A 24,063-nucleotide genomic window follows, 5' to 3' on the forward strand; every position below is an offset into this window, starting at 1 on the left:
TCAAGCCATTTATGATGAACATAAGGGAAATTACGGATATCGTCGAATAACTCTTGAATTGAGGAATCGTGGTTTTGTAGTGAACCAGAAAAAGGTCCAACGTCTGATGAAGCTCCTTGGTTTAAGTTCCCAAATTCGTCGTAAACGCAAGTATTCTTCATACCAAGGAGAAGTTGGCAAGAAAGCAGATAACCTTAGTGACCAAGGTTGGCAATACCAACATCAGTATTATCATCAATTTTTAGAGGATAAAGGGACCCCCAACCGTCAATGTCACGTAAGGGGAATCGTCCAGACAATGGCATGATGGGATCCTTCTTTGGTATTCTTAAGTCTGAGATGTTTTATGGTTACGAGAAGACGTTTCACTCACTTGAGCAATTGGAACAAGCTATTGTAGACTATATTGATTATTACAACAACAAACGCATTAAGGTAAAATTAAAAGTACTCAGTCCTGTGCAATACAGAACTAAATCCTTTGAATAAATTAGTTGTCTAACTTTTTGGGGTCAGTACAAGAGCTCAGCATCCGCTGGTTTTTTTTTTTCAGTGTATTAAAAAACAACCGTTCTCACGATTGTTCAATAAATTTAAATCTTTTCAAGGACAGATTGGGTTACCCAAGTCTTGAGATTTCCGATTTGGACGAGGATGCCATCGCTAGGTGGGTCAATGGCAAGAACTTTGAAGTTACCTGGAATAGTAAAGGTCTCACCAGGATTGAGGGACTGGTCTGATGTTGGATTACCTTGTGCATCAACTTCAAGAACGGGGCTAGGGTCAACGATATTGTGTTTGGTTGGTGTACCTCCAGCTAAATCTTGGCTGGTGATGGTATTTCCTGACACAGAGGTGACACGGAAGGTACCTGTGAATCGGACTGAATCGCCAGCTTTTATAGAAGAATTAGTAGGATTTCCATTTTGAGTTCCTGATTCGAGGTCTTTAAAATGGATATATCCAGACACTTGACTCTTATGGAAGCTACGTTTGTGATATTTCTCAGGCCCCTGACCCGCATCGTAGTTGTATTCTTCAATAGTTACCTGATCACCATGTACTTCTGCAACCCAAGCGACATGCCCCATGTGCCCAGCTCCATTAACACCAGCTGAGAACCAGGCGATGCTCCCTACGGCAGGATTCATGTCAACACGGTGGCCATTCGCACGTGCGATATTACCCCAAGTGATGGCATTTCCATAACCTATAGGTAAGGTGAATCCATTGGTGTTGCTAAGGCGGTAGGCCGCAAAGGAAGTACACTGACGCCAGTACATAGTCCAAGGGTCCACGCCGAAGCCACCATATTTCCAAGAAAAAGGGTAGTCATCTCCGAGGACAGCTGCCTGAGCAGAGCCGCTGCACGAAACCGAAACAGTCGCTAGACAAGCTAGCAGTATGAGATAATTTAGTAATTTTTTCTTCATTTCAACCTCCACCTACCTATTCGCAGTTTTTCAGGAAAATGAAGATGATTTTTGAATTTAAGTCTCTCTTAAGCTATTTAGACTATACTATCATTAATCCTAAATAACTTTTTTCATTTTCATAATCTCCTAAGAGGCGGTCCAAGTGGTCGCCTTTTTTATGTTCAAATTTGGCTACACACCCATATCTCCGAACAAATATGTTATAATGTTTACATATAATTCGTGAAAATAACTAATTTTTCCGAATGATGGTCGTTAACGGGCATTTGCCCCTAGTCTTATTTGATATTGAGGTATCTTTCAAATGAAACTTTTGGTTGTTGGTTCTGGCGGTCGTGAACATGCGATTGCCAAGAAATTATTGGAGTCTAAGGACGTTGAGCAGGTTTTCGTGGCTCCTGGTAATGATGGGATGACATTGGACGGTCTTGATTTGATCAATATCGGAATTTCCGAACATTCTAAGCTTATTGACTTCGCAAAAGCGAACGATATTGCTTGGACCTTTATCGGTCCAGACGATGCCCTTGCGGCTGGTATCGTGGATGATTTCAATGCGGCAGGACTCAAAGCCTTTGGTCCGACCAAGGCTGCGGCTGAACTTGAGTGGTCTAAGGATTTTGCTAAGGAAATCATGGTCAAATATGATGTTCCAACAGCAGCCTATGGCACATTTTCAGATTTCGAGGAAGCTAAAGCCTATATTGAGGAAAAAGGCGCTCCAATCGTCGTCAAGGCAGACGGCTTGGCCCTAGGTAAAGGTGTCGTCGTTGCTGAAACAGTTGAGCAAGCAGTAGAAGCCACTCACGAGATGCTTTTGGACAATAAATTCGGTGACTCAGGTGCGCGTGTGGTCATCGAGGAATTCCTGGATGGGGAAGAGTTCTCTCTCTTTGCCTTTGTCAATGGGGACAAATTCTACATTATGCCAACGGCTCAAGACCACAAACGTGCTTATGATGGTGACAAGGGACCTAACACTGGTGGGATGGGTGCCTATGCGCCAGTTCCTCACTTGCCACAGAGTGTGGTTGACACAGCGGTTGACACTATTGTCAAGCCGGTTCTTGAAGGCATGATCAAAGAAGGTCGTCCCTACACTGGTGTCCTTTACGCTGGTCTTATCTTGACAGCTGACGGCCCTAAAGTCATCGAGTTCAACTCTCGCTTTGGTGATCCTGAAACGCAAATCATCTTGCCTCGTTTGACATCTGATTTTGCGCAAAATATCACTGACATTTTGGATGGCAAAAAGCCAGCAATCACTTGGACCGACAAGGGTGTGACACTTGGTGTGGTTGTAGCATCAAACGGTTACCCACTCGCTTATGAGAAAGGCGTCAAGCTTCCAGCCAAGACAGAGGGCGACATCGTCACTTACTATGCAGGTGCTAAATTCGCTGAAAATGGCCAAGACCTCCTTTCAAACGGCGGACGTGTCTACATGCTGGTCACAACAGCAGACACCGTCAAAGATGGTCAAAATATCATCTACAGCGAACTCAACAACCAAAACACAGAAGGCTTGTTCTACCGTACAGATATCGGTAGCAAGGCTAACAAATAATAAGTGACCGTAGGTTGTAAAAGGCGAGCGAAAGCGAGCCAAACTAAGATAATGGTTACCGTGGTGAAAAGACCAGAACAGATCCTGTTCTGGTCGAGGGAACTTTGAGACCCTAGGCTAAAAGTTTAGGGATGAAACCGAAGGTTTGCTTCCGTCCCCACCACCTAAGACCATTATCAAAAAAGAAATAATATAAGAAAGGGAATGTTCAGTTAGTTTTCCTAACCGAACACGGGACTAAATCCCTAGGAAAAAAGATAAAACTGCCTAGACGTAACGTCGTCGTTAGTTTCCCTATTTTTCTACGGGAGTTTTCGCAAGCGAATCGTCCCTTTGTATCTTAATATGAAACCAGTAATTTCCATCATCATGGGCTCAAAATCCGACTGGGCAACCATGCAAAAAGCCGCTGAAGTCCTCAATAACTTCGGTGTCGTTTACGAAAAGAAAGTTGTTTCTGCACACCGTACACCGGACCTCATGTTCAAACATGCCGAAGAAGCTCGTAGTCGTGGCATCAAGGTTATCATCGCTGGTGCGGGTGGCGCAGCTCACTTGCCAGGGATGGTAGCAGCTAAAACTACCCTTCCAGTCATTGGCGTACCTGTCAAATCTCGTGCTCTTAGCGGTGTGGATTCACTTTATTCCATCGTTCAGATGCCAGGTGGAGTACCAGTCGCAACTATGGCGATCGGTGAAGCAGGTGCGACCAACGCAGCCCTCTTTGCCCTTCGTCTTCTCTCAGTAGAAGACAAGGCTATTGCAGAGGCACTTGCTAACTTTGCTGAAGAACAAGGAAAAATCGCAGAGGAGTCTACAAATGAGCTCAACTAAAACCATTGGTATCATCGGTGGTGGCCAGCTTGGTCAGATGATGGCCATTTCTGCTATCTATATGGGCCACAAGGTTATCACCCTTGATCCTGCATCAGATTGTCCATCTTCTCGTGTGTCTGAGGTTATCGCGGCACCCTACGATGACGTAGATGCTCTTCGTCAGTTGGCGGACCGCTGTGATGTTCTCACTTATGAATTTGAGAATGTCGACGCTGACGGTCTTGACGCTGTCATCAAGGATGGACAACTTCCACAAGGAACAGAACTGCTTCGCATTTCACAAAACCGTATCTTTGAGAAGGACTTCCTTTCAAACAAGGCTCAAGTAACGGTGGCACCTTACAAGGTCGTGACCTCTAGCCTTGATTTGGAAGATATTGATCTTTCTAAAAATTACGTCCTCAAGACTGCGACAGGTGGTTACGATGGCCACGGTCAAAAAGTCATCACATCAGCCGAAGATTTGGAAGAGGCAAATGCACTTGCTAACTCAGCTGAGTGTGTCTTGGAAGAGTTCGTCAACTTCGACCTTGAAATTTCGGTTATCGTGTCTGGTAACGGCAAGGATGTGACGGTTTTCCCAGTTCAGGAAAATATCCACCGCAACAACATCCTCTCTAAGACTATCGTTCCAGCTCGTATTTCTGATAGACTAGCAGACAGAGCTAAAGCTATTGCTGTGAAGATTGCTGAGCAACTTAACCTCTCTGGTACCCTTTGTGTAGAAATGTTTGCGACAGCTGATGACATCATTGTCAACGAAATTGCGCCACGCCCACACAATTCAGGGCACTACTCAATCGAAGCCTGCGACTTTTCACAATTTGACACACATATCTTGGGCATTCTCGGAGCACCACTTCCAGCAATCAACCTCCATGAACCTGCTGTTATGCTCAACATCCTCGGCCAACACGTCGAAGCAGCTGAGCGTTATGTCACAGAAAATCCAAGCGCCCACCTCCACATGTATGGTAAACTAGAAGCGAAGCACAACCGAAAGATGGGTCATGTGACTTTGTTTAGTAATGAGCCAGATAATGTGGTTGAGTTTGGGAAAGGAATTGATTTTTAGGTAAAAATAGCAATTCTAGGACTCGAAGTCATTGGAATGACTTATGCTACGCCTTTCAAAAAGCTGGCCACCAAGTAGAACATGTATTGAGAGAGTAAGCGAAACAATGATCAAAAATCTCTCTCGGTTGACCTGCTAGATGGTCACTATCATTCCAAGGGTGAAAACAAACATGACACCTATGAGGTACATGTGGCGAAAGCTCATTCAGAATACGATTTTATTTTTCTGAGTGTGAGTCATGGCTTTGTCAAAGAAGCTTTGGAAATCTTGCGAAAAAATAATGTCAAAGGCACCCTTGTTTTCTTCTGTAATTTCTGGAATACTCGAAAAGAGGTAGAGGAGTGGGCAGGAGACTACGTTTATATTCTAGCTTTTCCAACTGCTGGAGGCCAGATGCAGGATGACCATTTGGATGGGGTCTTGTTCGATTATTTAATGCTAGAAGGTGAGCAAAAAGCATACATTTCTAACTATACTGATTTGACGGCTTTACTGACTTCTGCAGATTTAAAGTGGGAAGTGCCTCATGATATGGTCGAGTGGATTTGGATTCACATGGCGATTAACACAGGTGTCACTTCGACAGCTGCACGTTCGGGGAATCTGGAAAATCCAGAACAGCTGGCTCTGAACTTGATGAATAGTTCTTCGGAATTATCATTAGTCATCAAGACCATTCGAGAAGCTTTGAAAGTCGTAGAAGCGCGTGGCGTAAATTTGAAGCTTTACAAAGCTGAGCTCTTGCCGTACAAAATTCCCGCATGGATTGCTGGGAAAGCCATGAAAATCATGTTTGCAAAAAATGAGCTGACCCGAAAAATTATGACCTTACACAATGATAAACAGGACATCTTCTATTGTTGTCAAAGTGTTTATCAAACCGGTCAGGAGTTAGGTGTGAAGATTCCCATTCTGGAAGCAAATATGAAGGGAATTTCACTTTAGGAGGTTTTATGATTCAACTCATCGTTAATGCATTTGTTGAAAAAGATAAGACAGTAGCAGTCGTTTAAGTCTTGTATGCTAGTGGCAATCACGAAAAAGTGAGAGCTAAGTATGAAGAGTTGATTGCTCAATATCCTGAAAACTATTTAGCTATCTATGATTTGCCGATGGATACGGATTTGAATACACTAAATCACTATCCGTCAGTGTGGATTGGAAAAGAGGAATTTGAATAAACCGACTGTCGGTTGTTAATTGATGTGAAACATCAAAAGAATATTGCACGTAAAACTAAAAAGAAGCGGACATAGGATTCGATTAAGATGAGCTAAACGTCCAATCTTTGATAGAATAAATAAACAAAAAAAGAAAGGAACAAGGGCACTCGTATTCACTAAAACTGAATACGGGCTTACGGACTTGGTCGAAAAGATAGTTTTTCCTAGAAGCTGATGCTTCTTCGTCTAAACTCCTATTTTGACTGTGTCCGCTTAACGCCCTTAATATCTTAATTATGATCGAACGTTACTCTCGCCCAGAAATGGCGAACATTTGGACTGAAGAAAATAAATACCGTGCTTGGCTTGAGGTGGAAATCTTGGCTGACGAAGCATGGGCTGAGTTGGGGGAAATCCCTAAGGAAGATGTGGCTTTGATTCGTGAAAAGGCGGACTTTGACATCGACCGTATTTTGGAAATCGAGCAGCAAACTCGTCACGATGTGGTTGCTTTCACACGTGCGGTTTCTGAAACTCTTGGCGAAGAGCGTAAGTGGGTTCACTATGGTTTGACGTCTACTGACGTGGTAGATACTGCCTATGGTTACCTCTACAAACAAGCCAACGATATTATCCGCAAGGATCTTGAAAACTTCCTTAATATCATCGCTGACAAAGCGAAGGAACACAAGTTTACGATCATGATGGGTCGTACGCACGGTGTGCACGCTGAGCCTACAACTTTTGGTCTTAAATTAGCGACTTGGTACAGTGAAATGGAGCGTAATATCGAGCGTTTCGAGCATGCGGCTGCTGGTGTGGAAGCTGGTAAGATTTCTGGTGCGGTTGGTAACTTTGCCAACATCCCACCATTTGTTGAAAAGTACGTCTGCGACAAGCTTGGTATCCGTGCTCAAGAAATCTCTACACAGGTGCTTCCTCGTGACCTTCACGCTGAGTACTTTGCAGTTCTGGCCAGCATCGCAACTTCTATCGAGCGTATGGCAACTGAAATTCGTGGTCTTCAAAAATCTGAACAACGTGAAGTGGAAGAGTTCTTTGCAAAAGGTCAAAAAGGATCCTCAGCAATGCCTCACAAACGTAACCCTATTGGTTCTGAAAACATGACAGGTCTTGCACGTGTCATCCGTGGTCACATGGTAACAGCTTATGAAAACGTAGCTCTTTGGCACGAACGCGATATCTCTCACTCATCAGCTGAGCGTATCATCGCACCAGACACAACCATCTTGATTGACTACATGCTTAACCGTTTTGGAAACATCGTTAAGAACTTGACAGTCTTCCCAGAAAACATGATCCGCAACATGAACTCCACATTTGGTCTTATCTTCAGTCAACGTGCTATGCTTACCTTGATTGAAAAAGGCATGACGCGTGAACAAGCTTACGACCTTGTTCAACCTAAGACAGCTCAATCATGGGATAACCAAGTAGACTTTAAACCACTTCTTGAAGCAGATCCAGAGGTAACTTCTCGCCTCACTCAAGAAGAAATCGATGAAATCTTCAACCCAGTTTATTATACTAAACGTGTTGATGAAATCTTCGAACGCATCGGTTTGGGTGACTGATTTATATGAATAAGAGAAAGCAGGACCGCCCTGCTTTTTTATGGTGATATCTATGTCACTATTTTTGTTCTCTTTTTGGCTTTACAATAGGGTCATCGCAAGAAAACTGTCAGGAAGGAGGAGTTATCATTCTTAAAAGGACGATTTAACTGTTTGCCGGAACTTAGTCTCTTAATAGTAAGCCTTGCTTATAATATCATCCGGATTATGAATGATTTAGGAAGTATCAAAGTTCCTTCTTGGTTTTTAGATATGGATATTCCTAATGGGTGCTTACTATTACTTATTTTGCTTATCGTTTTAAAAAGTGATGAAAGAGAATAATATTTTAAGTAACCTTTAAGTTCATTAAGATATATTATAACCATCCTAGTAAAGCAGCTAGCTTTTGTGAGCTAGAAGGTGAACATAATTTTTTCATAACAAATTTCCCCGAAGAAAGTCTAGTAATCTAGGCTTTTTTCTTCTTTTTGATGTTTTATTAGGATATTTTAAGAAAACACTTGAAAACCCTTCCAGAAAAAGGTGATATAGTTATATAAAGATTCTATTGGACAAGCGGTCACCTTTGAAGATTAGGTTGGGAAGCCTGTACAATCGTATCTTTTCAGTGGTCTTTGGACTGCTGTGAAAATCCCTTAGGTTTTTTTGTGCTGCGATTTAAGGTTTCTTTAAGGTAGGGAGGTTATACTGTAAATCCCCTAAATAACTTTTACTGAACACTTTTCAGTAAGTCTCGTTGGCTTACACTTTTTGTAGAACAACGAACTTTTCTTTTTCATAATCTCCAAAAGAGCTCAACATGATGTGTTGGGTTCTTTTTTTGGTTACTAAAAAACGCCCTTAGGCGTTTTAAGTATAGATTACATTTCGTCTGGAGCTTCAACACCGAGAAGGCGAAGGGCTTCTTTGAGGACTGTTGCTGTTGCGTAGCAAAGAGCCAAACGGCTGTCACGTTCTGGGCTTTCGTCCAAGATACGTGTGTGCGCATAGTATTTGTTAAAGGCTTGAGCCAAGCTGATAGCAAATTTAGCAACGATAGATGGTTCAAAGTTGTCTGATGCACGGTTGATGATACGTGGGAAGTCTTGTAAGAGTTTGATGATTTCCCAGCTTTCAACGTCGTTTAAGCTGTATGTAGCATCTGCAGATGGCGTGAAGTCAGCCTTGCGCAAGATAGATTGGATACGAGCGTGTGCATATTGAACGTAAGGTCCAGTTTCCCCTTCGAAAGATACCATAGCATCAAGATCAAAGTCATAACCATTCATGCGGTCTGTTTTAAGGTCGTAGAACTTGATAGCTCCAACACCAACAGCGTGAGCAATAGCTTCCTTGTTAGGTAAGTTTGGATTCTTAGCTTCGATTTGAGCTTGGGCACGGTTAACAGCTTCAGCGATAGTTGGCTCAAGCAAGATAACGTTACCTTTACGAGTCGACAATTTCTTACCGTTCTTAGTTACAAGACCAAAGGCAACGTGAGTCATGTCGTCAGACCAGTTGTAGCCCATTTCTTTAAGAACAGCTTTCAACTGTTTGAAGTGGGCAGATTGTTCATTACCAACTACATAGATGGCTTTGGCAAAATCATAAGTACGTTTACGGTAGAGGGCAGCAGCCAAGTCACGTGTGATGTAGAGTGTTGCACCATCTGATTTTTTGATGAGGGCTGGGTGTTCGATACCGTATTTTTCAAGGTTAACCACTTGGGCACCTTGAGATTCTTGGAGAAGTCCTTTCTCTGTCAAAATGTCTACGACTTCATCCATCTTATCATTGTAGAAAGCTTCACCATTGTAGCTATCAAATGAAACACCAAGTTCATCGTAGAGACGGTTGAATTCCACTAAGCTTTCGTCACGGAACCATTGCCAGAGGGCAGTTGCTTCCTCATCACCAGCTTCCAATTTACGGAACCATTCACGAGCTTCTTCGTCTACAGATGGGTCTTCTTCAGCTTCGGCATTGATACGCACATAAAGTTGAAGGAGTTCATTGATAGGATTGGCTTTGACAGCTTCCTCGCTACCCCATTTCTTATAGGCAACAATAAGCATACCAAATTGTTTACCCCAGTCGCCCAAGTGATTGATGCGGACTGGTTTGTAACCTTGTTTAGCTACGATGTTGGCAAGAGCATCAGCGATAACCGTTGAACGCAAGTGACCGATAGAGAAAGGTTTGGCGATGTTAGGACTAGACATATCAAAGGCAATATTACGTCCGTTACCGATGTTTTGGTCAGCGTAGTGGCTACCTTGAGCGATGACTTGTCCAAGAACATCCGCTGAAATTTTTGATTTATCGAGGAAGATGTTAATATAAGGACCAACAGCTTCAACTTTTTCAAAGTTTGAGGCATCAATTTTTTCAGCGATGTCTGCTGCAATCATTTGAGGAGCCTTGCGCAAGACTTTTGCCAATGAGAAGGCAGGAAAGGCGAGGTCTCCCATGTCAGCATTTTTAGGGGTTTCAAGCAGATTTTGAATGTTTTCTTGTTCCAACTCAGGAACAACTTTAGCAATTTCTGCTGCAATGAGTTCTTTAGTATTCATAGGTACTCCATTTCAAATCTTGTCATTCAAATCTATTTTACCATTATTTTAGTTAATAGGGTAGAGACAAGAAAGTATCTCTTAAAAAGTATTCCATGAAAAAATACAAAAATTTTGTTATAATATGCAAGGAATATACATAAAAAGAGGAAAGATAATGAAGAGAGATCGTCAAGCTGTTATCAAACAGATGATTTCAAGAGATAAGATTGGGACACAAGAGGAAATTAAGCAACGCCTAGAGGCGGAAGGTATCACGGTTACCCAAGCTACCTTGTCACGTGATTTACGTGAGATTGGCCTGTTGAAGCTTCGTGATGAGGAAGGTAAACTTTACTATAGTTTGTCTGAGCATGTGCTTCCAAGTTTGGATCCTACGGTTAAGGACTATGTTAAATCAGTTTCCCGTGCTCAGTTTATGCTGGTTCTCCATACAGAATTGGGTGAAGCAGATGTCTTGGCAAACATAATTGATAGTGATGAAAATCCTGAAATTTTAGGAACCGTTGCTGGCGCAGATACCCTATTGGTAATCTGTAAGGACGCAGTGGTTGCTGAAAGATTGGAAAGTGAGTTTCACTGATGAACACTCCTCATCAGGATTTCCAAAAAGCCAAAGAAGAGTTAATTGACCTCCTCAAACACCATGAGGCGGTTCTTGCTTTTCAAGAGGCTGAGGAATCTATTGGACAGATTCCTCAGATCAGCGATCTGGCTGGACAGATGAAGGCCTATCAACAAGAAGCGGTTCTTTTTCAAAAGATCGAGAAACAACGTGCCTATGAGGAGGCTGGTGAGCAGGCAGATTTAATTCAGCATGAGTTGGAAAATTTGCCCATTGTTCAGGATTACCGTCAAAAGATGCAAGATGCCAGTGACTTGATTCAATATGTGACCAAGTCTATCGAAGAAAGGATTAACGAGGAGTTAAGACATGGCTAAGGAAAAAATATCTCCAGGAATGCAGCAGTATTTGGATATCAAGAAAAATTATCCAGATGCTTTTTTGCTGTTTCGGATGGGGGATTTTTACGAATTATTTTACGATGATGCTGTTAAGGCTGCCCAGATTTTGGAAATTAGCCTAACTAGCCGTAATAAGAATGCAGATAATCCCATTCCTATGGCAGGTGTGCCTTATCATTCAGCTCAAGCATACATTGATGTTTTGGTTGAGATGGGCTACAAGGTAGCCATTGCTGAGCAGATGGAGGATCCTAAGCAGGCTGTCGGTGTGGTAAAGCGTGAGGTTGTTCAGGTTATCACACCAGGTACAGTGGTTGACAGCTCTAAACCTGATAGTGCCAACAATTTCTTGGTGGCCATTGACAAGGTTGGAAGTCGTTTTGGTCTTTCCTATATGGATGTGTCAACGGGTGAATTTTTTGCGACAGAGTTGGATGATTTTAGTTCAGTTTGTAGTGAAATTCAGAACCTTAAGGCACGTGAAGTAGTGGTTGGATATGATCTACTTGAAACTGACGAACAAGTTTTAGTGAACCAACTTAACCTACTTCTCTCCAAGGAAACAGAAGGTTACGATGATGTTCACTTGATTGGTAATAGCTTGACAGATTTGGAAAGCAGTGTGGCAAGTAAACTTCTCCAGTATGTTCATCGCACTCAGATGCGTGAGCTCAGTCATTTACAAAAAGCTCAGCACTATGAGATAAAGGATTACTTGCAGATGTCCTATGCGACCAAGTCAAGCTTGGATTTACTGGAAAATGCTAGAACGGGCAAGAAACACGGTTCTCTTTTCTGGCTCTTGGATAAAACCAAGACAGCCATGGGAATGCGTCTCTTGCGAACTTGGATTGATCGTCCTTTAGTGAATCAAGCCAGCATCATAGAGCGTCAGAATATTATCCAAGTTTTCTTGGACAATTTCTTTGAGCGTAGTGACTTGACCGAGAGTCTAAAAGGTGTTTACGATATTGAGCGTCTGGCCAGTCGTGTTTCCTTTGGCAAGGCTAATCCTAAAGATTTAATTCAGCTAGGTCATACCTTAGCTCAGGTTCCGATCATTAAGGCAATCTTGGAGTCCTTTAATGACGATGCCTTGTCAGGTCTTTTACAAGAGTTAGATGCTTTGCCAGAATTAGAGAGTTTGATTCGTTCGGCTATTGATCCTGATGCTCCAGCAACAATTACAGAAGGTGGTATTATTCGTGATGGTTTTGATGAGACCTTGGACAAGTATCGCAAAGTGATGAGCGAGGGGACGTCATGGATTGCGGATATCGAAGCAAAAGAACGCGAAGCGTCTGGTATTACAACACTAAAAATTGATTATAACCGTAAAGATGGTTATTACTTCCATGTGACCAACTCTAACCTTAGTTTGGTTCCTGACCATTTCTTCCGTAAGGCGACACTGAAAAATTCGGAGCGTTTTGGAACTGCTGAGTTGGCTAAGATTGAAGGTGAAATGCTAGAAGCACGTGAAAAATCGTCAACCCTAGAGTATGATATTTTCATGCGTGTCCGTGAGCAGGTTGAACGCTATATCGACCGTTTGCAGTCTTTGGCTAAGGCCATTGCAACAGTCGATGTGCTTCAGAGTTTGGCTGTTACAGCGGAGACAAATCATTATGTTCGTCCTGTTTTTAATGATGAGCATCGTATCGCTATTGATCGGGGCCGTCATGCGGTGGTTGAGAAGGTTATGGGCGTTCAGGAATACATTCCAAATACGATTACCTTTGACAGTCAGACCAATATTCAGCTCATCACAGGACCAAATATGAGTGGTAAATCTACCTATATGCGGCAGTTAGCCTTGTCAGTAGTTATGGCTCAAATGGGGGCTTACGTACCAGCAGATAGTGTTGATTTACCTGTTTTTGACGCCATCTATACACGTATAGGTGCCGCAGATGACCTGATTTCAGGTCAGTCGACCTTCATGGTTGAGATGATGGAGGCTAATCAGGCCATTAAGCGAGCGACACCTAATTCCTTGATTATTTTTGATGAGTTGGGGCGTGGGACAGCCACTTATGATGGTATGGCTTTGGCCCAGTCTATTATTGAGTTTATTCATGACAAGGTTGGGGCTAAGACCATGTTTGCTACCCATTATCATGAGTTGACTGCGCTGTCAAACAGTTTGACACACCTTGTCAACGTCCATGTTGCGACACTTGAAAAGGATGGCGAAGTGACTTTCCTCCACAAAATTGTCGATGGTCCAGCCGATAAATCTTATGGTATTCATGTAGCTAAAATTGCAGGTTTACCAACAGATTTATTGAACCGTGCTGACACCATATTGACACAATTAGAAGGAGAGACAGTTGTAATCCAACCTCAGGAAAAGGTATCGTCTCAAGAAAAGCCTGCCATTGAAACGCATGTCAACGAGCAAATCTCTCTCTTTGATGACTTTACTGAAAATCCGGTTCTTCAAGAGTTGCGTGATTTGGACATTTACAACATGACACCGATGCAAGTCATGATGGCTGTAGCAGATTTAAAACAGAAACTATAAAAGAAGCTTGTCGATTGACAGGCTTCTTGTCTTTTATAGGTGTTTCAATTCTTGATTGAGTTGTTCAATATCCTTTTTCATTTTCCAATAAGAGAAGGCCCAAACGAGCAGATAGATAAGGCTGAATTCAATGACTAGCTCCAAGTAGAAAGTCAAACGTAGAGGGAACCATCCGCTGAGGGTAGCTAGTGGAATGAAACCAAGACAGGTCAAAGCATAGTGAGTGAGGGTTGCACGAAGTAAACTCCACTCAGCCTTACGGAAAATATAGTTAGCGACTTCAAAGAGGATACCGATAGCAAACCAAGTGATGGGGCAATAGGCTAAGATAATAGATCCATGAATCTGATGAGAGGTCATCCATTGTCCAACCGCTGAGTGGGGATTTAGAGGCATGTAGCTTGGCGCCAAGATAAGAAACATGACCATGGATACGGCAAGTCCGAGAAGGATGCCATTTGTGCCTGATTTAAAGAGTTGTTTTTTCATTGTAGTTTCTCCTTTATTGCTTTGAGGTAACGGCGTGATGAGTAGGTAGTTTTCTTGTTTTTAGGTGAATTTCTACGAGTCCGTTAGGGGTGATGTTGAAGCGTTCAATTTCTTTGAGGTTGACAATCTCTGACTGTGAGATTTTGATGAAGTAGGACGGTAATATTTCTAAAACTTGATAGAGACGTAGGCCTAAGTGATAGTCTCCTTGAGTAGTTTCAGATAGAACTTGACGATTTTCGATGTAAATTCTGGAAATAGCATTAGGCTCGATGAGATAAGTCTCGCCATCCTCTTTTCCCTTGAGTCGGTGGTTGTCATCCAAAGATTCGACAAACTCGACGACTTGTTGAATCTTTGGTGTCCGTCTAGGTGCTTGAACCTGCAACGTTTCTTCTTGAAATGCCGAGTCAGTCTAAATTTTTATTTTCATAACTATACTTTCTTATTTTTGATTGAGGAGGCCTCCTCCCTTTCACATCTTCATTAAACACTATTTACTAGTCCACAGCAATAGCACTTGTCTATGTGGTCCTATATGGTGTTTAAGTGGTTGAAAATATTCTAGAAAACCCCTATACTTAATGAAAACGCACTGACGAGGTAATCACATGAAATCGATAATGAAATGGATAGCAGGAATTTTTCTTGCTTTTAGCCTGATTTTGAGCTTTTTTACACCTTTTGAAAAAGTACTAACACTGAATTTGCTCTTGCTTTATTTCTTTGTGAAGCAGTTTCTGGATTCGACAAGCTCTCCTAGAACCTATCAATGGATTTTTCAAGTTATTTATCTATTGATTTTTTCTGGACTCATTTGGTTCAACCTTCGTCATGGAGATATGATTGTTATTGCTACAGCCTTATCTTGGCTAACAGTTGTGTGTGAGTTGTGGCTTTATAGTCAGCATAAGTAACAAGTCAACGCCAGTGATCTATCAACCTTTTAGAAGGGAGAAAAACTAATTATGCCAAAAATTATCGAATTGCCTGAAGTTCTAGCCAATCAGATTGCTGCTGGTGAGGTCGTAGAGCGACCAGCTAGTGTAGTTAAAGAGCTGGTGGAAAATGCTATTGATGCAGGCAGCACCCAGATTACTATTGAAGTTGAAGAATCAGGCCTCTCAAAAATTCAAATCACAGACAATGGCGAAGGAATGGCTCAAGCTGATGTAGCTATGAGTTTGCGCCGTCATGCAACGAGTAAAATCAAAAATCAAGGAGATCTCTTTCGTATTCGAACACTTGGTTTTCGAGGTGAAGCCCTACCCTCTATAGCTTCTATTAGTCACCTTACCATTGTGACAGCAGCGGGTGGAGAAGTCTATGGGACCAAACTTGTTGCTAAGGGTGGAGAAATTGAGAGTCAAGATCCTATTTCAACCCCAGTGGGAACAAAGATTACAGTTGAAAACTTGTTTTATAATACCCCAGCTCGTCTCAAGTATATGAAGAGTTTACAGGCTGAGTTGGCTCATATTGTCGATGTTGTCAACCGTTTGAGTTTAGCCCACCCCGAAGTAGCCTTCACCTTGCTTAATGACGGTCGTCAGTTGACACAGACATCAGGTACTGGAGACCTTCGCCAAGCTATTGCAGGGATTTATGGCTTAACAACAGCAAAAAAAATGGTGGAAATTTCAAATTCCGACCTTGATTTTGAAGTTTCTGGTTATGTCAGTCTCCCTGAATTAACGCGTGCTAACCGTAACTATATCACGATTCTTATTAACGGACGCTATATAAAAAACTTCCTCCTTAACCGTGCTATTTTTGATGGTTATGGTTCTAAACTTATGGTGGGACGCTTCCCAATTGCAGTTATTGATATTCAGATTGATCCTTATTTGGCAGATGTCAATGTTCACCCAACAAAGCAAGAAGTACGTATCTCTAAAGAAAAGGAGCTCATGGCCCTTATCAAATCTGCCATTGCTCAAAGCCTTAGAGAGCAGGATTTGATTCCTGATGCCCTTGAAAATCTAGCAAAGTCAAGTACTAGAGGTGCAACTAGGTCAGTTCAGACGAGTCTCCCACTCAAACAAACCAATCTTTACTATGACAGTAGCCGTAATGATTTCTTTGTCACGCCAGAGACAGTTCAAGAGGATATCAAACCTCTTGTATCAAAGTCAGAGTCTTCAGTTTCATCGGTAGCAAACAAACAGCAACCTACTGTTAAACAGGCAAAGCGTTCAGCAGATGATAGTGATAGCGAACACGGAAAACTTGACTATAAAAATAAATCGAAATTGAAGCGCATGCTTGAAAATCTGACCAATGAGGAAACATCAACCTTTCCTGAATTGGAGTTCTTTGGTCAAATGCATGGAACCTACCTCTTTGCCCAAGGACAAGGTGGCCTTTACATCATTGACCAGCATGCTGCCCAAGAACGTGTCAAGTATGAGTACTATCGCGAAAAGATAGGTGTGGTTGATAGTAGTTTACAACAACTTTTGGTTCCCTATCTTTTTGAATTTTCAGGTTCAGATTACATTAGTTTACAAGAAAAAATGCCTCTTCTTAACCAAGTTTGCATCTATTTGGAGCCTTATGGGAATAATACCTTCATTCTTCGAGAGCACCCTATCTGGATGAAGGAAGAAGAAATCGAATCTGCAGTCTATGAGATGTGTGATATGCTTCTTTTGACGAACGAAGTATCCGTCAAGACCTATCGTGCTGAGTTAGCCATCATGATGAGTTGTAAACGTTCAATAAAGGCCAATCATGCTCTTGATGATTACTCTGCGCGTGACCTTCTAGTACAGCTTGCACAGTGCAAAAATCCCTATAATTGTCCTCACGGCCGTCCAGTACTTGTCAACTTTACCAAGTCTGATATGGAAAAAATGTTCCGTCGTATTCAAGAAAACCATACCAGCCTACGTGATTTAGGAAAGTATTAAAACTTTTTTCGTCTTGCTTTACGAATAGAGATGTTAGTTTTATAATCGTGGTGAAGATACGGAATTTTCTAATGTTTTAGCATATCATTGTAGGATGATGGTCTGATCTTTAAGTTAGGAGATAGAGTGATGAGACACCTAACAAAAACTTATAAAAACTTTTTACTTGTTGGCTTAACATTTTTAGCGATTAGTTTGATTTTCTATATTTTGGCTTGGTTAGGTCGACCAAGTTTGGAGAATACCTTAGTAAATGTTTCTAGCATTGCCTTCACCTTAGGTATTTCAACATATGTTCTCTTGGGATTGGAGATGATTACCGATACTTTAAAGATGAGTAGCCATTCTTAAAAAAGGGAGCAAATAGAATCCACTTTCGAGTGGATTTTTTGTTACAATAGTACAGCAGTGATTGAGATTAGTAAAAAACAAGGTAAGTTTTGTAGGTTTAAAAACTATATAACCATCATGTAACATTTAAAAAGAAAGGAACTCGCAAGCTATGTATGATTATATCAAGGGCACCCTAGTAAAAATCACAGCCAAACACATTGTCATAGAAACAAATGGTCTAGGATATATTGTCACTGTGGCTAATCCCTACAGCTTTTCTGATCAAATGAATCAGACTATCCAAGTGTATCTTCATCAAGTTATTAGAGATGATGCCCACCTACTTTTTGGTTTTCATACTGAAGATGAGAAAGAAGTTTTTCTTAAGTTGATTTCTGTTTCTGGGATAGGTCCGACGACTGCTCTAGCCATAGTGGCTGTGGATGATAATCAGGGACTTGTTGCTGCTATTGATAATAGTGACATCAAATACCTGATGAAATTTCCAAAGATTGGTAAAAAGACTGCTCAACAAATGGTTCTTGATCTGGCAGGAAAATTTGCAGAGTTACCAGCAGAAACGACCAATACTACGGCAAATCAGACTGCAGGAAATCAACAGTTGGATGAAGCTATGGAAGCTTTGCTTGCTCTTGGGTACAAAGCCACAGAGCTTAAGAAAGTGAAAGCCTTCTTTGAGGATACCAATGAAACGGCAGAGCAATATATTAAGTCCGCTCTTAAAATGTTGATGAAGTGAGTAGCAATGGTCAATCGATGTCGTTGGGTTCCGACAGACAATAAACTTTATTGTGATTATCATGATAAGGAGTGGGGAAAGCCTATTGGTGACGATGAAAAACTTTTTGAGCTTCTTTGCTTAGAAAGTTATCAGTCAGGGCTTTCCTGGCTAACGGTTTTAAAAAAACGCCAGGCTTTTAATCGTGTTTTTCATAACTATGATATTAGTCGAGTTGCCCAGTTTAGCCTAAGTGAACTGGAAGAAGCGCTTCAAAATCCGGATGTCATCCGTCACAAACTTAAGTTAGAAGCAACCGTAAATAATGCCAAACAAGTGCTTAAACTCCAAGATGAATTTGGCTCCCTGTCTCATTATTTTTGGCATTTTTTTGACGGAAAACCCTTGATAAATAATGTTCCCACATATAAAGATGTTCCATCATTAACTGACCTTTCTAAACAAATTGCAAAAGATCTAAAAAAGAGAGGGTTCAAATTTTTAGGACCGACTACCATGTACTCGTTTTTACAAGCAGCTGGATTTGTGAATGATCATGAAAATGATTGCGACTTCAAATAATGAGTAGATTTGATTGACAAGACGGAAGAAACGTGTTAGTTTATAAACAAACATGTTTCTGAGATTATTTTACGAATAGTAATATAGGTGAACCAATGAAAGCTGAATTGATTGCAGTAGGAACTGAAATTCTTACAGGGCAAATCACCAATACCAATGCCCAATTTTTATCTGAAAAACTAGCTGAATTAGGAATTGACGTGTATTTTCACACAGCGGTAGGAGACAATGAAAACCGTCTACTTTCAGTCTTAGACCAGTCTAGTAAACGTAGCGATTTAGTCATACTCTGTGGAGGACTTGGCCCTACTGAGGATGACTTAACCAAACAAACATTGGCTAAGTTTTTAGGCAAAGAACTCATTTTTGATGAGGAGGCAAGTAAAAAACTGGATAGTTTCTTTGCTACTCGTCCTAAACATACACGAACGCCTAATAATGAACGCCAAGCGCAAATTGTTGAGGGGGCTGTCCCCTTGCAAAATCTCACAGGTCTGGCAGTTGGAGGAATTATTACTGTTGAAGGAGTGACCTATGTTGTCTTGCCTGGTCCGCCAAGTGAACTCAAACCTATGGTGAACCAAGAGCTTATTCCAGCTCTCACAGAGAATCATACTACGCTTTATTCTAGAGTCCTAAGGTTTTTTGGTGTTGGAGAAAGTCAATTGGTGACTATTATTAAAGATCTCATTGTTAACCAAACAGACCCAACCATTGCGCCCTATGCTAAAGTGGGAGAAGTGACCCTTCGCTTATCAACAAAGGCATCGTCGCAAGAAGAAGCGGATCGAAAACTAGATGTTTTAGAAGAACAAATTCGTTCTACTAAAACTCTAGATGGAAAAAGCTTGTCTTATCTCATCTATGGATATGGAGAATCAAATAGCTTAGCTTATGAAGTGTTCTATTTGCTTAAGAAATATGGCAAAACTATTACTGCAGCTGAAAGTTTAACAGCTGGCTTATTTCAAGCTAGTGTTGCTGATTTTCCTGGAGCTTCACAAGTATTCAAGGGTGGTTTTGTCACCTATAGCATGGAAGAAAAAGCTAAAATGTTGGGTATTCCCTTATCTAAATTAGAAGAGCATGGTGTTGTTAGTCATTTTACAGCAGAAAAAATGGCTGAGGGTGCCCGAGTTAAGACAGATAGTGATTACGGAATTGCGCTTACTGGAGTAGCAGGACCAGATGCTTTGGAAGGGCATCAAGCAGGTACAGTCTTTATTGGTATTGCCGATAGAAACCAAGTGCGATCAATTAAGGTTGTTATAGGTGGAAGAAGTCGATCTGATGTTAGATATATCAGTACACTCTATGCCTTTAACCTAGTTCGCCAAGCTTTATTACAAGAGGACAACTTAATTTAAGTTTGTCATTTAACACAGAAAGAAGAGGAAATTAAGTGGCTAAGAAAACAAAGAAAACAGAAGAAATCACAAAGAAGTTTGGTGATGAGCGTCGCAAAGCACTCGACGATGCATTAAAAAACATTGAAAAAGATTTTGGTAAGGGTGCAGTTATGCGTCTTGGTGAGCGTGCAGAGCAAAAAGTTCAGGTTATGAGCTCAGGCTCGCTAGCTTTGGATATTGCTCTTGGTGCGGGTGGTTACCCTAAAGGTCGTATTATTGAAATTTACGGACCAGAATCATCAGGTAAAACAACTGTTGCCCTTCATGCAGTTGCTCAGACTCAAAAAGAAGGTGGCATCGCAGCTTTTATCGATGCCGAGCATGCTCTTGACCCTGCGTATGCAGCAGCTCTAGGTGTTAATATCGATGAGCTTCTTTTGTCGCAGCCTGATTCTGGTGAGCAAGGTCTCGAAATTGCAGGTAAGCTGATTGACTCTGGTGCAGTGGATTTAGTTGTTGTTGACTCAGTTGCGGCCTTGGTACCACGTGCAGAAATTGATGGAGATATTGGTGACAGTCATGTAGGACTTCAAGCGCGTATGATGAGTCAAGCCATGCGTAAACTTTCTGCATCTATTAATAAAACAAAAACGATTGCTATCTTTATTAACCAGTTGCGTGAAAAAGTTGGTATCATGTTTGGTAACCCAGAGACTACCCCAGGTGGACGTGCTTTAAAATTCTATGCATCAGTACGTCTTGATGTACGTGGTAATACACAAATTAAAGGAACCGGTGACAAAAAGGACCAAAATGTTGGTAAGGAAACCAAGATTAAGGTTGTTAAAAACAAAGTTGCTCCACCATTTAAAGAAGCTTTTGTTGAAATTATGTATGGCGAAGGAATTTCACAAACCGGTGAACTTGTAAAAATTGCAAGTGATATAGGCATTATTCAGAAAGCCGGAGCTTGGTTCTCATATAATGGGGAGAAAATTGGTCAAGGATCTGAAAATGCTAAAAAGTATTTAGCAGATCACCCTGAGATTTTTGCAGAAATCGATCATAAAGTACGCGTACACTACGGTCTGATTGAGCTAGATGAGGACGATGTTGTTGAAGATACACAAGTTGAAGACACGTCTGATGAACTCATTCTAGATCTTGATTCAACCATTGAAATCGAAGAATAAGTGTCAAAGAGCCCAAAAGGTTCTTTTCTTTTTGATTTGAATTAAGAAGAAAATATGAGCAATATAAGTTAAAAAAGCGAATACACCCCAGATTCAAAATAGGTCGCTAGACCGATTTAATAAATCAAAGAAGGTGATAAGATAATAGTATCATGTGACAGAAAGAGAGAATTAACATGATTAAGATTTATACAATTTCAAGTTGTACAAGTTGTAAAAAAGCAAAAACATGGTTGAACAAGCATCAACTTCCTTATAAAGAACAAAATCTTGGTAAAGAACCACTTACAAAAGAAGAAATCCTTACTATCCTTTCAAAAACAGAGAATGGTGTTGAGAGCATCGTTTCAAAAAAAAATCGCTATGCCAAAGCTCTAAATTGTGATATTGATGAGCTTAGCGTCAGTGAAGTAATTGATTTGATTCAAGAAAATCCTAGAATTTTGAAGAGTCCAATCTTGATTGATGATAAGAGATTACAAGTGGGTTATAAAGAAGATGATATTCGTGCTTTTTTACCACGTTCAATCCGTAATGTCGAAAATTCACAAGCACGCATGCGTGCAGCACTATAAAATTCTAGAAGAAGGTTACTAGTATCTTCTTTTTGTTTTTCTAAAGAAGAATTTGTTGACTTTATTACTTAAACTTGATAAACTAGTAAAGTCCCAAATAACTTGTTCAGCAATAAAAAAAGTTCCAAAACTTTAAAAAAAGCTATTGACAAGTTTAAGAAGGGATGATATTATAAATAAGCTGTTTCGTGAGAGACGGCCAGCACGAAGAAGAGAAAAAACTTCAAAAAAAGTGTTGACAAGATATTCTGTCTTTGATAGAATATAGAAGTTGTCTCAAGAGAGGCAAAGACCTTTGAGAACTGAATAAGAAACCAAGTGCAGGGTTATGATAGAAGAATTATAACCTGTCAATTTACAAGAATAAATCGTCAGACGACGGTAATGAGTTAACGCTCGAACAATTATTAAAGTATTAATGAGAGTTTGATCCTGGCTCAGGACGAACGCTGGCGGCGTGCCTAATACATGCAAGTAGAACGCTGAAGAGAGGAGCTTGCTCTTCTTGGATGAGTTGCGAACGGGTGAGTAACGCGTAGGTAACCTGCCTTGTAGCGGGGGATAACTATTGGAAACGATAGCTAATACCGCATAACAATGGATGACACATGTCATTTATTTGAAAGGGGCAATTGCTCCACTACAAGATGGACCTGCGTTGTATTAGCTAGTAGGTGAGGTAATGGCTCACCTAGGCGACGATACATAGCCGACCTGAGAGGGTGATCGGCCACACTGGGACTGAGACACGGCCCAGACTCCTACGGGAGGCAGCAGTAGGGAATCTTCGGCAATGGGGGCAACCCTGACCGAGCAACGCCGCGTGAGTGAAGAAGGTTTTCGGATCGTAAAGCTCTGTTGTAAGTCAAGAACGGGTGTGAGAGTGGAAAGTTCACACTGTGACGGTAGCTTACCAGAAAGGGACGGCTAACTACGTGCCAGCAGCCGCGGTAATACGTAGGTCCCGAGCGTTGTCCGGATTTATTGGGCGTAAAGCGAGCGCAGGCGGTTTGATAAGTCTGAAGTTAAAGGCTGTGGCTCAACCATAGTTCGCTTTGGAAACTGTCAAACTTGAGTGCAGAAGGGGAGAGTGGAATTCCATGTGTAGCGGTGAAATGCGTAGATATATGGAGGAACACCGGTGGCGAAAGCGGCTCTCTGGTCTGTAACTGACGCTGAGGCTCGAAAGCGTGGGGAGCGAACAGGATTAGATACCCTGGTAGTCCACGCCGTAAACGATGAGTGCTAGGTGTTGGATCCTTTCCGGGATTCAGTGCCGCAGCTAACGCATTAAGCACTCCGCCTGGGGAGTACGACCGCAAGGTTGAAACTCAAAGGAATTGACGGGGGCCCGCACAAGCGGTGGAGCATGTGGTTTAATTCGAAGCAACGCGAAGAACCTTACCAGGTCTTGACATCCCGATGCTATTTCTAGAGATAGAAAGTTACTTCGGTACATCGGTGACAGGTGGTGCATGGTTGTCGTCAGCTCGTGTCGTGAGATGTTGGGTTAAGTCCCGCAACGAGCGCAACCCCTATTGTTAGTTGCCATCATTCAGTTGGGCACTCTAGCGAGACTGCCGGTAATAAACCGGAGGAAGGTGGGGATGACGTCAAATCATCATGCCCCTTATGACCTGGGCTACACACGTGCTACAATGGTTGGTACAACGAGTTGCGAGTCGGTGACGGCGAGCTAATCTCTTAAAGCCAATCTCAGTTCGGATTGTAGGCTGCAACTCGCCTACATGAAGTCGGAATCGCTAGTAATCGCGGATCAGCACGCCGCGGTGAATACGTTCCCGGGCCTTGTACACACCGCCCGTCACACCACGAGAGTTTGTAACACCCGAAGTCGGTGAGGTAACCTTTTGGAGCCAGCCGCCTAAGGTGGGACAGATGATTGGGGTGAAGTCGTAACAAGGTAGCCGTATCGGAAGGTGCGGCTGGATCACCTCCTTTCTAAGGAAAAACGGAATGTACTTGAGTTTCTTATTTAGTTTTGAGAGGTCTTGTGGGGCCTTAGCTCAGCTGGGAGAGCGCCTGCTTTGCACGCAGGAGGTCAGCGGTTCGATCCCGCTAGGCTCCATTGAATCGAAAGATTCAAGTATTGTCCATTGAAAATTGAATATCTATATCAAATTCCATATGTAAGTAATTACATATA

The 24,063-nt window shown here is 41.7% G+C and carries 18 protein-coding genes, 1 tRNA gene, 1 rRNA gene and 4 pseudogenes; 20 read left to right on the forward strand and 4 right to left on the reverse strand.

The annotated features are described in order from the left end of the window. Positions 1 to 489: pseudogene (locus MHH90_RS09860) on the forward strand (IS3 family transposase); the annotation flags it as partial. A gap of 104 nt (positions 490 to 593) precedes the next feature. On the opposite strand, the gene MHH90_RS09865 reads toward MHH90_RS09860, so the two are convergent. Further along, positions 594 to 1,433: a CHAP domain-containing protein gene (locus MHH90_RS09865; RefSeq protein WP_084828411.1), complete on the reverse strand. Its 840-nt coding sequence runs from the start codon at positions 1,431 to 1,433 to the stop codon at positions 594 to 596. Between the two features lie 307 nt (positions 1,434 to 1,740). Between MHH90_RS09865 and purD the strand changes: the two genes are divergently transcribed. The 6 genes and pseudogenes from purD to purB all read left to right on the forward strand — a co-directional run bounded on the left by purD (position 1,741) and on the right by purB (position 7,676). Next, the gene (gene purD / locus MHH90_RS09870) at positions 1,741 to 3,003 is read left to right on the forward strand and encodes a phosphoribosylamine--glycine ligase (RefSeq protein WP_002948170.1); all 1,263 of its coding nucleotides are present in this window, start codon (positions 1,741 to 1,743) and stop codon (positions 3,001 to 3,003) included. Between the two features lie 345 nt (positions 3,004 to 3,348). After that, positions 3,349 to 3,837 carry a 5-(carboxyamino)imidazole ribonucleotide mutase gene (gene purE, locus MHH90_RS09875; RefSeq protein WP_002948169.1) on the forward strand — a complete coding sequence of 163 codons (489 nt, stop codon included), beginning with the start codon at positions 3,349 to 3,351 and terminating at the stop codon, positions 3,835 to 3,837. Beyond that, positions 3,824 to 4,915 (forward strand): 5-(carboxyamino)imidazole ribonucleotide synthase, encoded by a 1,092-nt coding sequence (gene purK / locus MHH90_RS09880; RefSeq protein WP_023909294.1) that lies wholly within the window; start codon positions 3,824 to 3,826, stop codon positions 4,913 to 4,915. Before purE ends, purK begins: the two co-directional genes overlap by 14 nt. Before the next feature lie 36 nt (positions 4,916 to 4,951). Beyond that, positions 4,952 to 5,863: pseudogene (locus tag MHH90_RS09885) on the forward strand (ketopantoate reductase family protein). Between the two features lie 8 nt (positions 5,864 to 5,871). Then, positions 5,872 to 6,099: pseudogene (locus MHH90_RS09890) on the forward strand (phosphoribosylaminoimidazole carboxylase). 278 nt (positions 6,100 to 6,377) lie between these two features. Continuing rightward, positions 6,378 to 7,676: an adenylosuccinate lyase gene (purB, locus tag MHH90_RS09895; RefSeq protein ID WP_340725922.1), complete on the forward strand. Its 1,299-nt coding sequence runs from the start codon at positions 6,378 to 6,380 to the stop codon at positions 7,674 to 7,676. Between the two features lie 863 nt (positions 7,677 to 8,539). Here purB and argS read toward each other — a convergent pair. After that, positions 8,540 to 10,231: an arginine--tRNA ligase gene (gene argS, locus MHH90_RS09900; RefSeq protein WP_014607827.1), complete on the reverse strand. Its 1,692-nt coding sequence runs from the start codon at positions 10,229 to 10,231 to the stop codon at positions 8,540 to 8,542. Between the two features lie 154 nt (positions 10,232 to 10,385). Here argS and argR point away from each other — a divergent pair, with 154 nt between their 5' ends. From argR to mutS, 3 genes are read left to right on the forward strand one after another with little or no spacing between them, the layout of a single operon-like run. After that, a complete protein-coding gene (gene argR, locus MHH90_RS09905) occupies positions 10,386 to 10,814 on the forward strand; it encodes an arginine repressor (RefSeq protein WP_024704313.1) in 429 nt (142 codons plus the stop codon). Next, on the forward strand, positions 10,814 to 11,173 hold the full coding sequence (locus MHH90_RS09910; RefSeq protein ID WP_011225277.1) for a YlbF family regulator: 360 nt from the start codon (positions 10,814 to 10,816) through the stop codon (positions 11,171 to 11,173). The genes argR and MHH90_RS09910 overlap by 1 nt, the downstream gene beginning before the upstream one ends. Continuing rightward, positions 11,166 to 13,724, forward strand: coding sequence for a DNA mismatch repair protein MutS (mutS, locus tag MHH90_RS09915; RefSeq protein ID WP_011680597.1), 2,559 nt, complete (start codon positions 11,166 to 11,168; stop codon positions 13,722 to 13,724). Before MHH90_RS09910 ends, mutS begins: the two co-directional genes overlap by 8 nt. A 33-nt stretch (positions 13,725 to 13,757) precedes the next feature. Here mutS and MHH90_RS09920 read toward each other — a convergent pair whose 3' ends face one another. Next, entirely contained in the window at positions 13,758 to 14,213 is a 456-nt protein-coding gene (locus MHH90_RS09920) for a DUF3021 domain-containing protein (protein ID WP_011680598.1), read from the reverse strand. Next, positions 14,210 to 14,601 (reverse strand): annotated as a pseudogene (locus MHH90_RS09925) (LytTR family DNA-binding domain-containing protein). The gene MHH90_RS09920 and the pseudogene MHH90_RS09925 overlap by 4 nt, the downstream one beginning before the upstream one ends. Positions 14,602 to 14,824: 223 nt before the next feature. Between MHH90_RS09925 and MHH90_RS09930 the strand changes: the two are divergent. The 10 genes from MHH90_RS09930 (at position 14,825) to MHH90_RS09975 (ending at position 23,985) form a co-directional block, all read left to right on the forward strand. After that, positions 14,825 to 15,130, forward strand: a complete 306-nt coding sequence (locus MHH90_RS09930) for a hypothetical protein (protein WP_014621013.1) — start codon at positions 14,825 to 14,827, stop codon at positions 15,128 to 15,130. 51 nt (positions 15,131 to 15,181) lie between these two features. Continuing rightward, complete coding sequence (mutL, locus tag MHH90_RS09935) at positions 15,182 to 17,125, forward strand: DNA mismatch repair endonuclease MutL (protein ID WP_113870458.1); 1,944 nt, start codon at positions 15,182 to 15,184, stop codon at positions 17,123 to 17,125. Positions 17,126 to 17,254: 129 nt separating this feature from the next. Further along, positions 17,255 to 17,476: a hypothetical protein gene (locus MHH90_RS09940; RefSeq protein WP_011680602.1), complete on the forward strand. Its 222-nt coding sequence runs from the start codon at positions 17,255 to 17,257 to the stop codon at positions 17,474 to 17,476. Positions 17,477 to 17,627: 151 nt separating this feature from the next. Continuing rightward, on the forward strand, positions 17,628 to 18,218 hold the full coding sequence (gene ruvA / locus MHH90_RS09945) for a Holliday junction branch migration protein RuvA (RefSeq protein ID WP_011680603.1): 591 nt from the start codon (positions 17,628 to 17,630) through the stop codon (positions 18,216 to 18,218). 6 nt (positions 18,219 to 18,224) lie between these two features. Further along, positions 18,225 to 18,779: a DNA-3-methyladenine glycosylase I gene (locus MHH90_RS09950; RefSeq protein WP_014621014.1), complete on the forward strand. Its 555-nt coding sequence runs from the start codon at positions 18,225 to 18,227 to the stop codon at positions 18,777 to 18,779. A 95-nt stretch (positions 18,780 to 18,874) separates the two neighbouring features. Further along, positions 18,875 to 20,146: a competence/damage-inducible protein A gene (locus tag MHH90_RS09955; protein WP_340725924.1), complete on the forward strand. Its 1,272-nt coding sequence runs from the start codon at positions 18,875 to 18,877 to the stop codon at positions 20,144 to 20,146. Between the two features lie 35 nt (positions 20,147 to 20,181). Continuing rightward, positions 20,182 to 21,321, forward strand: coding sequence for a recombinase RecA (gene recA, locus MHH90_RS09960; protein ID WP_011680606.1), 1,140 nt, complete (start codon positions 20,182 to 20,184; stop codon positions 21,319 to 21,321). A 176-nt stretch (positions 21,322 to 21,497) separates the two neighbouring features. Beyond that, positions 21,498 to 21,896, forward strand: coding sequence for a transcriptional regulator Spx (gene spx / locus MHH90_RS09965; protein WP_002949058.1), 399 nt, complete (start codon positions 21,498 to 21,500; stop codon positions 21,894 to 21,896). Positions 21,897 to 22,310: 414 nt separating this feature from the next. Next, a 16S ribosomal RNA gene (locus tag MHH90_RS09970) occupies positions 22,311 to 23,858 on the forward strand. 54 nt (positions 23,859 to 23,912) lie between these two features. Further along, positions 23,913 to 23,985 (forward strand) — tRNA-Ala (locus MHH90_RS09975). Positions 23,986 to 24,063 lie beyond the last annotated feature (78 nt).

Source organism: Streptococcus sp. FSL E2-3488, assembly GCF_038003585.1.
In the GTDB taxonomy this organism is placed as follows: domain Bacteria; phylum Bacillota; class Bacilli; order Lactobacillales; family Streptococcaceae; genus Streptococcus; species Streptococcus thermophilus.

Bases quoted from the DNA above. Each gene is read 5' to 3' on its own strand.
- MHH90_RS09865 (WP_084828411.1), bottom strand. From the start codon at position 1,433: ATGAAGAAAAAATTACTAAATTATCTCATACTGCTAGCTTGTCTAGCG.
- purD (WP_002948170.1), top strand. From the start codon at position 1,741: ATGAAACTTTTGGTTGTTGGTTCTGGCGGTCGTGAACATGCGATTGCC.
- purE (WP_002948169.1), top strand. From the start codon at position 3,349: ATGAAACCAGTAATTTCCATCATCATGGGCTCAAAATCCGACTGGGCA.
- purK (WP_023909294.1), top strand. From the start codon at position 3,824: ATGAGCTCAACTAAAACCATTGGTATCATCGGTGGTGGCCAGCTTGGT.
- purB (WP_340725922.1), top strand. From the start codon at position 6,378: ATGATCGAACGTTACTCTCGCCCAGAAATGGCGAACATTTGGACTGAA.
- argS (WP_014607827.1), bottom strand. From the start codon at position 10,231: ATGAATACTAAAGAACTCATTGCAGCAGAAATTGCTAAAGTTGTTCCT.
- MHH90_RS09910 (WP_011225277.1), top strand. From the start codon at position 10,814: ATGAACACTCCTCATCAGGATTTCCAAAAAGCCAAAGAAGAGTTAATT.
- mutS (WP_011680597.1), top strand. From the start codon at position 11,166: ATGGCTAAGGAAAAAATATCTCCAGGAATGCAGCAGTATTTGGATATC.
- MHH90_RS09920 (WP_011680598.1), bottom strand. From the start codon at position 14,213: ATGAAAAAACAACTCTTTAAATCAGGCACAAATGGCATCCTTCTCGGA.
- MHH90_RS09930 (WP_014621013.1), top strand. From the start codon at position 14,825: ATGAAATCGATAATGAAATGGATAGCAGGAATTTTTCTTGCTTTTAGC.
- mutL (WP_113870458.1), top strand. From the start codon at position 15,182: ATGCCAAAAATTATCGAATTGCCTGAAGTTCTAGCCAATCAGATTGCT.
- MHH90_RS09940 (WP_011680602.1), top strand. From the start codon at position 17,255: ATGAGACACCTAACAAAAACTTATAAAAACTTTTTACTTGTTGGCTTA.
- ruvA (WP_011680603.1), top strand. From the start codon at position 17,628: ATGTATGATTATATCAAGGGCACCCTAGTAAAAATCACAGCCAAACAC.
- MHH90_RS09950 (WP_014621014.1), top strand. From the start codon at position 18,225: ATGGTCAATCGATGTCGTTGGGTTCCGACAGACAATAAACTTTATTGT.
- MHH90_RS09955 (WP_340725924.1), top strand. From the start codon at position 18,875: ATGAAAGCTGAATTGATTGCAGTAGGAACTGAAATTCTTACAGGGCAA.
- spx (WP_002949058.1), top strand. From the start codon at position 21,498: ATGATTAAGATTTATACAATTTCAAGTTGTACAAGTTGTAAAAAAGCA.